Source organism: Pseudoflavonifractor phocaeensis (assembly GCF_016901955.1).
In the GTDB taxonomy this organism is placed as follows: Bacteria; Bacillota; Clostridia; order Oscillospirales; family Oscillospiraceae; genus Flavonifractor; species Flavonifractor phocaeensis_A.
In genome coordinates this window covers 35740-44239 of the sequence record NZ_JACJLC010000024.1, presented here as the reverse complement: position 1 = coordinate 44239, position 8500 = coordinate 35740, and the positions used below count along the sequence as shown (strand labels likewise).

8 protein-coding genes and 1 other RNA gene are annotated in these 8500 nt (G+C 61.8%); 6 read left to right on the top strand and 3 right to left on the bottom strand.

Going from position 1 to position 8500, the window contains the following annotated elements; genetic code table 11:
* Nucleotides 1-2635 (bottom strand): transglycosylase domain-containing protein (locus H6B51_RS07675; RefSeq protein ID WP_204883124.1); only part of this gene is annotated, 2635 nt, incomplete at its 3' end.
* Nucleotides 2636-2861: 226 nt separating this feature from the next.
* Between H6B51_RS07675 and H6B51_RS07670 the strand changes: the two genes are divergently transcribed.
* The 6 genes from H6B51_RS07670 (at nucleotide 2862) to H6B51_RS07645 (ending at nucleotide 6728) form a co-directional block, all read left to right on the top strand.
* Nucleotides 2862-3179: a DUF1292 domain-containing protein gene (locus tag H6B51_RS07670; RefSeq protein ID WP_243421184.1), complete on the top strand. Its 318-nt coding sequence runs from the start codon at nucleotides 2862-2864 to the stop codon at nucleotides 3177-3179.
* Nucleotides 3180-3188: 9 nt separating this feature from the next.
* A non-coding RNA gene (gene ssrS, locus H6B51_RS07665) (6S RNA) lies at nucleotides 3189-3390 on the top strand.
* A gap of 172 nt (nucleotides 3391-3562) precedes the next feature.
* The gene (locus H6B51_RS07660) at nucleotides 3563-5164 is read left to right on the top strand and encodes a peptidylprolyl isomerase (protein WP_204883122.1); all 1602 of its coding nucleotides are present in this window, start codon (nucleotides 3563-3565) and stop codon (nucleotides 5162-5164) included.
* A gap of 60 nt (nucleotides 5165-5224) precedes the next feature.
* Complete coding sequence (locus tag H6B51_RS07655) at nucleotides 5225-5941, top strand: tRNA threonylcarbamoyladenosine dehydratase (RefSeq protein ID WP_204883121.1); 717 nt, start codon at nucleotides 5225-5227, stop codon at nucleotides 5939-5941.
* Nucleotides 5942-5994: 53 nt separating this feature from the next.
* Nucleotides 5995-6363, top strand: coding sequence for a TSUP family transporter (locus tag H6B51_RS07650; RefSeq protein WP_204883120.1), 369 nt, complete (start codon nucleotides 5995-5997; stop codon nucleotides 6361-6363).
* Entirely contained in the window at nucleotides 6360-6728 is a 369-nt protein-coding gene (locus H6B51_RS07645; protein WP_204883119.1) for a sulfite exporter TauE/SafE family protein, read from the top strand. The genes H6B51_RS07650 and H6B51_RS07645 overlap by 4 nt, the downstream gene beginning before the upstream one ends.
* Here H6B51_RS07645 and H6B51_RS07640 read toward each other — a convergent pair.
* Nucleotides 6679-8067 carry a DUF5808 domain-containing protein gene (locus H6B51_RS07640; RefSeq protein WP_204883118.1) on the bottom strand — a complete coding sequence of 463 codons (1389 nt, stop codon included), beginning with the start codon at nucleotides 8065-8067 and terminating at the stop codon, nucleotides 6679-6681. The genes H6B51_RS07645 and H6B51_RS07640 overlap by 50 nt on opposite strands.
* Complete coding sequence (locus H6B51_RS07635) at nucleotides 8064-8435, bottom strand: GntR family transcriptional regulator (RefSeq protein ID WP_204883117.1); 372 nt, start codon at nucleotides 8433-8435, stop codon at nucleotides 8064-8066. The genes H6B51_RS07640 and H6B51_RS07635 overlap by 4 nt, the downstream gene beginning before the upstream one ends.
* Nucleotides 8436-8500: the final 65 nt, after the last annotated feature.

Sequence of the window (8500 nt, the reverse complement as noted above, 5' to 3'; positions counted from 1 at the left end):
GCTCAGGCTCGGGCGATGTGGTGGGACTGGGCGTGGGGGTGGGCTCCTCCCCGCCGCCGCTATTGCTGGGAGAGGGCGGCGGCGTGGTGGTTACCTCCGGGGGCACCGTGGGCCAGGTGGCCGGATCGTCCTTGTTGAACCCGGGCCACTGCTCCTCGGTGGGCCAGGTCTCCGGATTATCCGGGTCAAAGATGGCCGGGTCATAGACCTCCGGCTCCACCGGCTCGGGGGCGGAGGTGTGGACGGTACACTTGCCCAAAGCCTCCAGGTACTGCTTGGAATACACTGTGTCACTGGTGGAACCGGTAACCACACCGATGGAGATAACAGTCCCCTTCTCGATGCCCAGCTCCTCATTGGCTTCTGTGGGGCAATACTCCCCAGCCAGGTGATACAGGCCCTCCACAGGCTCCCCATTGGAGTCCAGCACAGGGCACTCGGTGCACACATCCACCATTACGTGGCTGCCACAGCTCTCCACCGGCGCGTCCTCCTGGAAGAGGTACATCTGAATCACCCGGTTGCCTCTGGGATCGCTGGAACAGGCAGAGGTCGCCTTCTGGCCGCTGTCCATGCAGATATTCACCGACACCAGACCGCTAGCCTGGGTAAAGTCCTTGTTCGCCAGTCCCTCGTGGACCTGGCTCATTACCTTCTGCCACATGACGGCGGCGGGGTTGTCGTTGGCATAGATCCGCTCAGGCGTGGGATAGCCCACCCACACAGCGGCAGTATAGTAGGGAGTATAGCCCACAAACCACCGGTCGTTGTTGGCGCTGGTGGAGCCGGTCTTGCCGGCCACCGTCATGCCGGAGATCCGGGCGGCGGTACCGGTACCGCTGGACACCACGTCCTTGAGCATGTCGTTGATATACCATGTGGTCTTGGTGGAGAGGATCACTTCCTCCTCGGAATCGGTGTTATCAAGGAGCACATTATCCACTCCATCCACCTCCTGGGTGACCTTGGTATAGGTGCGGGGCTCGATATACACCCCGTCCCGGGGAAACACGGAGTAGGCCGCCGCCATATCCATGACGCTGACGCCGTGGGTCAGACCGCCCAGGGCCAGCTGACTGGAGCCGTAGTCGTTCTTGATCTCCCCGTTGGACAGGTAGCCGTCCTCCAGATCGATGTGGTACTTCTCCTCCATGAAGCTGAAGGAGGTCTCCGCTCCCATCTCCTCCAGGATGCGTACCGCCACCGGGTTGGAGGAGACCTTCAGGGCCTCAGCCACGGTGATATCGCCCCGGTAGGTCTGGGGATTGTTCAGGGGCCAGTTGTAGCCGTTGAGCACCCGCACCGGCTCGTCGGCGTACACCGAGGCAGGGGTGATCATCCCCAGCTCCAGGGCCACAGAGTACACCGCCAGGGGCTTGATGGAGGAGCCGGGCTGCCGCACGGTGCCGCTGGCCATGTTGAGCACCCGGTTGGCGGTCTTCTCCCCCAAAGCCCCCGCCAGGCCCACCACGTTGCCCTGTGGATCGATGATGACGATGGAGGACTGGATGTCCTGCCCCTTGCTGGAGGTGAGCTGGAGACTGCTGCTGTCGTAATACACCGACTCCACGATCTCCTGAATGCGAGTGTCCACGCAGGCGTAGATCTTCAGGCCGCCGGAATACACCATGTTCTCCGCCAGCTGCTTGGAATAGCCGTATTCCTCCACCAGGTCGTTGATCACGTCGGTAATGACCTGCTCATCATACCAATTATAGATGGTGGAAGGCTTCTCCTCATCCTGCTCCCGGACAAAATGGAGCTCCTCGGCCACAGCGGCGTCATACTCCGCCTGGCTGATCATCCCCAGATCCAGCATTTTCCATAGCACCAGCTCCTGCCGGGCCTTGTTCCGCTCCCGGCCAGTGGTCACCTCGCCGGTCTCGGTGTTGGTGACCCGCACGGTGGAGTTGGGGCCGTACAGGGTGGGGTTGTTGGTGATGCTGATGAGGCTGGCGCACTCGGCCAGGCTCAGCTCGGACACGCTTTTGCCGAAATAGTTCTCGGCAGCGGTGGCCACGCCGTAGCAGTTATCCCCCAGATAGATCAGGTTGAGATACCATTCCATAATCTGGTTTTTGGAATAGGTGGCGTCAAAGTCCAGGGCGGTAAAGATCTCCAGGATCTTCCGCTTGACGGTGACGTCGTCATACTGGGTGGCATTCTTGATGAGCTGCTGGGTAATGGTGGAGCCGCCCTGGATGTCCTGGCCGGTGAACATGAGCAGCACACCGTTGAGGGTGCGCTTCCAGTCCACCCCGTGGTGGGTGAGGAACCGCTCGTCCTCGATGGCGATGGTGGCATTGACCAGGTTCTCGGGGATCTGGTCATAGGTCACCAGCTCCCGGTTCTCCACCCCGTGGAGGGAAAGATGTTCCACGTATTCTCCCGTGTCCGGGTCCATATAGTAGATGGTGCTGGTCAGGTTCATGTCAAAATTGGCCTCCAGATGGGACTGGGGCAGGATGACCGTCTTGATGTAGGCCATGGCAAAGCACGCCAGGATGATCCCGGTGATGAGCATGACCAGCAGGAGCGTCCCAAGCACCTTGCCGGTGATGGCCAGGACGTGGAGCACCGGGTTGCGCCGCCGCTCCCCCTCGGGCCTGGGATTCTGATTGGATCTCTCCGCCAAAAAAGACACCTCCGTGATGATACGCGCATAGATACGGGTATGGCCCGCAATGCAGTATACAAAGAACCGATCATATTATATCACGTTCTGCCCCCTTGTCTACCCCGTTTTCCCCTGTCTTTTCCGCGGGAACGCCGGGTTGCAAAATTTTGACCCTGTGGCTCTTGCATTTTGGCCGCGCTCAGGCTACAATATAGACGAAGAAACGGAAGGTATGGTGCCCGATATGAGCGAAGAATTTGGCCCCGATTTTATCACCGTCACCGATGAGGACGGCAACGAATTTGAGTTGGAGCACATCGACACCCTGGAATTCAACGGCCAGACCTATATGGCTTTCTTCCCCGCCGTTCAGGGGGAGGAAAAGGGGGACGACGTGGAGGAGCTGGACCTGGACGACGAGGAAAGCGGTCTCATCATCCTCAAGGTCGTAGAAGCCGACGGCGAGGAGCAGTTGTCCACCCTGGACAGCGATGAGGAGCTGGAGTTGGTCTACCAGCAGTTCATGGAAGCCCTGTTTGCCGACGAAGAGGACGGCAACTAAATATGGTATGGATTCCTGCTCGGTGCGTGATGGGTCTTATTTAAACCCACATCTCTAAAACGGGACGCCCCCTCATGGCGTGGACTGCAGGCCTCCCGGCGCCCCTTGAGGGACGGCTGGAAGTTGGAAGCAACGAAGCGTCATGGAGGTGACCCACCCTGCCATTACGTGCAGGTTTTAAATGGATCCGCACGGCCAGAGCGGGACCCCCACGAAACTCCGGTTTCGTGGGGTTTCTTTTTTCAAATCCAAACAAAATATGAACACGGGTTTTATGCTTGAAAATACCCCAGCTTTCCTGTATAATACGAATTTGTCTATATGATGGAAACTTCTCCATCCCTGCCACGGCAGGAATATTGACGAGAGGACTGAAACGACACATGAGCGCATCCAGAGAAAAAAAGCAGCGCCGGGGAGACCCCGAACAGGGCCTGACCCAGAAGCAGCGGGCCCAGCGCAAGGAGCAGCAGGCCACCAAGCAGAAGGCAGTGCTGTACACCGCCATCGGCGTGGTGGTGGCCATTCTGGTGGTCATCCTGCTGGTGTGGGATTCCGGCATCTTCCAGCGGGGCGCCACCGCCCTCACCGTAGACGGCCAGCAGTACAGCGTCAACGATGTGAGCTTCTACTACCACACCGCCCTGAACACGGCCTACTCCGAAAGCTACGGCACCGCCTTTGACACCACCCAGGACCTGCGGGAACAGTATGTGGACGAGGAGCAGACCCAGAGCTATCACGACTACTTCATGGAGCAGGCCATCCAGGAGCTGACCCGGGTCACCGCCCTGGAGCGGGCCGCCAACGAGGCCGGCTACACCCTCTCCGAGGAGGACGAGGCTACCCTGGATCAGGATCTGGCCGACCTGAAGAGTTACGCCGACCAGAACTACAATGGCTTTTCCACCTATCTGAGAGCCAACTATGGCAAGTATATGACCGAGGGCGCCTTTACGGCCTGCGTCCAGCGGGATACCCTGGTCAACGCATATGAGCAGGATCACTCCGACAGCTTGGATATCACTGACGAGCAGATCCAGTCCTACTACGACGAGCACAAGGACGAACTTGACAGCTTTACCTTCCGTTCCATCCTCATTGACGGCTCCGCTCCCAGCAGCACTGACGAGGAGGGCAACACTGTAGAGCCCACCGAGGCCGAGTCCGCTGCCGCCATGCAGGCCGCCAAGGCCAAGGCCGATCAGTTCGCCGCCGCCATTGAGGAGGCTGAGGATAAGGAGGCCACTTTTGCCGAGTTGGCTCCAGACTACGTGTCCGAAACCAGCAAGGAGAGCTATGAGAACGATCCCGACTACTCTCTGAACACCGGTCTGTCCGGTTCCAGCATCAGCAGCCGCACCTACGGCGAGTGGATGCTGGACGCGAGCCGGACCGCCGGCGACGTGGGCGTGGTGGAGTACTCCAGCGGCTACTATGTGGTCCTTTTCCTGGACCGCTACCTGGACCAGACCCCCACCGCCGATGTCCGGCACATCCTCATTAAGGCTGAGCTGGACCAGGAGGACGACTTCTCCACCTCCGATGTAGACGAGTCCACCATCCCCTCCGACGCCGCCATGGACGCCGCCAAGGCGGAGGCCGAGGACCTGCTGGCCCAGTGGGAGGCTGGCGATAAGACCGCCGAGTCCTTCGGCGCTCTGGCGGAGGAGTATTCCGATGATACCGGCTCCAGCACCAACGGCGGCCTGTACGAGGCCGTGAAGCCCGGCGAAATGGTGGAAAGCTTCAACGACTGGGTCTTTGCCGAGGGCCGCAAGGCGGGCGACACCGGCCTGGTGGAGAACACCAACACCAACCAGTACGGCTGGCATGTGATCTACTACCAGGGGGACAACGAGCCTGAGTGGAAGCTCACCGCCGACGACGCCCTGCGGGAGGAGGAGACCACCAGCTGGGTGGACGGCCTTACCGAAGGCCTGGAGGTCACCCAGGGTGACGGCATCAAGTACGTCAATTCCTAAAAATCCAACAGACATACGCGGACGGGGCTGGACTCCGTCCGCGTTTTTACAGGAGGCGCTATGGACGAAAAATTCCTGCGGACAGAGATGCTGCTTGGCCCCCAGGCCATGGAACAGCTGGCCGCCAGCCATGTGGCGGTGTTCGGCCTGGGGGGCGTGGGCAGCTGGTGCGCTGAGGCCCTGGCCCGGTCCGGGGTGGGGGCCCTTACCCTTATCGACCATGACGAAGTGGGCCTCACCAACCTGAACCGCCAGGTGGAGGCCACCCTGTCCACCCTGGGCAAGCCCAAGGCCCTGGCCATGGCGGAGCGGATCGCCGACATCAATCCGGACTGCAAGCTCACCGTTCGGGCGGAAAAGTATGAGGCAGCGCGGAGGGAGGCCTTTTTCTCCACTCGGTACGACTATATTGTGGACTGCATCGACCTGGTATCCTGTAAGCTGGACCTGATCGAGACCGCCCTTACCCGGGGCATCCCCATCCTCTCCGCCCTGGGCACCGGCAATAAGCTGGATCCCAGCCAGTTCCGCATCGGGGACATCTCCAAGACCGAGGGCTGTCCCCTGGCCCGGGTGGTGCGTAAGGAGCTGCGGGCCAGGGGCATCCACCGCCATCGGGTACTCTGGTCCCCGGAGGAGCCCAAGTCGGCCATCCAGCACGAGGCCCCGCCACCCGGCCGCCGCTCGGTGCCTGGCAGCGTGGCCTGGGTGCCCCCGGTGGCCGGGCTGATGATGGCAGGGGACGTGATCTGTTCCCTGATCAATACCCAGAGATAGCGCATAAAACATACCCCCCGCCGGCACACTAAGGCCGACGGGGGGTATGTTGTTTGAAGCAAGCAGAACGCAGCTGGCTCCGCCCCGCCCTGGCAGGGGCGGCAGCGGGGGTGGTCAACGGCTTTTTCGGGGGCGGCGGCGGCATGGTGCTGGTGCCCCTGCTGGCGGGCTGGTGCGGTCTGGGACAACGGAAGGCCTTTGCCACCTCGGTGGCCATCATCCTGCCCCTGTGCGTCCTCTCCGCCGCCATCTACCTGTTCCGGGGCGGGGTGGATTTTACTGCCGCCCTACCCTACCTGGCCGGGGGACTGCTGGGAGGGCTGCTGGGAGGCCGGCTGTTCAAGGGGCTGAACATGACCTGGCTCCGCCGGGGATTCGCCCTGCTCATCCTCTACGGCGGCGTGAGGGCCCTGCTGGGATGAGCGGCTGGCTGTTTCCCCTGCTGGCCGGGGCCGCCACTGGCATCCTGTCCGGCTTCGGGGTGGGCGGCGGCACTCTGCTGCTCATCTACCTCACTGCCTTTGCCGGCCTGCCCCAGCAGGAAGCCCAGGGCATCAACCTGCTCTACTTTCTCCCCGCCGCCGGAGCTTCCCTCCCCGCTCACATGAAAAACGGCTATGTGGAAAAGTCTATCCTCCTGCCCGCCATCCTGGCGGGGCTGGCCGCAGCGTCCCTGGCCGCCTGGGGGGCCACCGGCCTGGACACCGGCCTGCTGCGACGATTTTTTGGCGGGTTTCTCATCCTGATTGGCCTGCGGGAGCTATTTGCCCGGCCAAAAGAGCCCTGAGGGCCGCATAGACCTTCCCGGCGCCTCCGTCGCTGCTCCCCACCAACCAGGTGGTCTCCCCGGCCCGTACCAGCAGCCAGGGCCCGGTGCGGGGGTCCAGGCAGGCGGTGAGGGCACCGTACTCGTCACAGCGCCAGCGGCCTTTGTTCACCGTCTCCATAGCGGTGCCCGCCACCCGGCGGATGTGGGGCAGCTCCTCCAGCAGCTCCACGCTGTCCATCTCTTCCAGAGGGATCTCATACCGGGTGCCCGAGTGGGAAGCCACCAGGGCGGTGTCCGTCAAGGCAAGGGTCACCGGGGCTCGCTCCTCCCCCATGAGCCACACCCCCACCAGAGGCATGAACAGCAGCAGGGCTGCGGTAAGTGCCATAATGACTTTGCCCGCCGGTCTGGCCATATTGACGGTGGCGTTCAGTCCCACCCGGGCGTTGACCATCAGGTGGCTGTCATTGGGGTCATAGTAGAACATGCCCCAGAGCCACTTGTCGTCCTCATCCACATAGAAGTCCCGGCCACTTTGAGCCGTGAGTCTTTCCTGAAGCTTTCGCAGCCGGAACTCCAGGCCCACCAGAAACCCCGTCAGCAGCACCGCCAGCAGGAGCAGCAGCAGCAGTCCCGCCAGAGGATGCACAAAGCTGAGGGCCAGGGCCAGGTTGAACAGCGCCATGAACCAGGCCCCCCATACCCAGCACCGCCGCCAGGCCCGGCGGCGCAGACGGGTGAGGGCGGCGGTCAGGTCCTCGTTTTCGTCCACCACCTCCGCCTTCCGGCGGAAGGCCCAGCGGTAGCAGGCCCAGAACAGGAGCACACAGGCGGGACCAGTAAGAAGGATTAACCCCTCCAGGGTATCTCCCCAGCCCAGGGCCCACCAGACAGGTAGGGCGCTCACCACCAGGGCCAGCACAAAGATAACTGGAGAGGCCCGTTTCTCCGGCTGGGCCGCCACGGTCAGGTCGGCCACCGTCTGCTGCCGCCGGGGATCGCTCCATCCCCGCTCCCGTTTCAGGGCCTTCAAGGCCCGGTTGCACCTGACGTAGGGCACCACCGGCAGTACCACACACAAGTCCACCCAGACGAGCCAAATGGTCAGCATCAGACCGAAGGACACCGGTAGGAGCATCAGCGCCACCGCCAGAATCAGCAAGGCCAGGCAGACCCGGCCCAGCTCCTTTTTGAACCGGACAAGCAGGGCCAGAATATCCGGGTGGGTACGGCCCTCATAGGGGAAGGTTACCCCCACGGCGATGTTTTTCTTGAACTTGGCCTCGTTTTTCAGGAAGAAATACATCAGCGGAACCAGCCAGATGACGCTCAACCATAAAATCAGCTTGCCGATCATACGCTCCCCTCCTCGTCGTACAGCCTGGCGCAAAGCGCCAGGGCCTTCTCCTTGTCCAGCCCCGCCAGCCGCAGCTCGGACAGGCTCACCCGCAGCGCCCGCAGGGTGGCTCCTGATGGACCGGTCGTCTGGCCTGGGCAAACCACTGTGCCGCTCCGCCGGTCAGTCTGGATATACCCCTCCTGTTTCAGCAGCTGATAGGCCTTGCTCACCGTCATGGTGTTGACCCCGCTCTCCTCCGCCAGAGCCCGGACGGTGGCCAGCCGCGCTCCGGGAGACAGCCGCCCGTCGGCGATACCCACCACGATCTGGTCCCGGATCTGCTGGTAAATGGGGATATCGCTGCCAAAGTCCAAGCGCAGAAGCATGGTCCCGCCTCCTTGTATTGTTTGTATTATATATTATAATACAAATTTCATAAAAAGCAAGAGCC

What these genes read in the sequence shown, in the direction of transcription:
- H6B51_RS07655 (WP_204883121.1), top strand. Translation starts at nt 5,225, where the DNA reads ATGGACGAAAAATTCCTGCGGACAGAGATGCTGCTTGGCCCCCAGGCC.
- H6B51_RS07635 (WP_204883117.1), bottom strand. Translation starts at nt 8,435, where the DNA reads ATGCTTCTGCGCTTGGACTTTGGCAGCGATATCCCCATTTACCAGCAG.
- H6B51_RS07645 (WP_204883119.1), top strand. Translation starts at nt 6,360, where the DNA reads ATGAGCGGCTGGCTGTTTCCCCTGCTGGCCGGGGCCGCCACTGGCATC.
- H6B51_RS07660 (WP_204883122.1), top strand. Translation starts at nt 3,563, where the DNA reads ATGAGCGCATCCAGAGAAAAAAAGCAGCGCCGGGGAGACCCCGAACAG.
- H6B51_RS07640 (WP_204883118.1), bottom strand. Translation starts at nt 8,067, where the DNA reads ATGATCGGCAAGCTGATTTTATGGTTGAGCGTCATCTGGCTGGTTCCG.
- H6B51_RS07670 (WP_243421184.1), top strand. Translation starts at nt 2,862, where the DNA reads ATGAGCGAAGAATTTGGCCCCGATTTTATCACCGTCACCGATGAGGAC.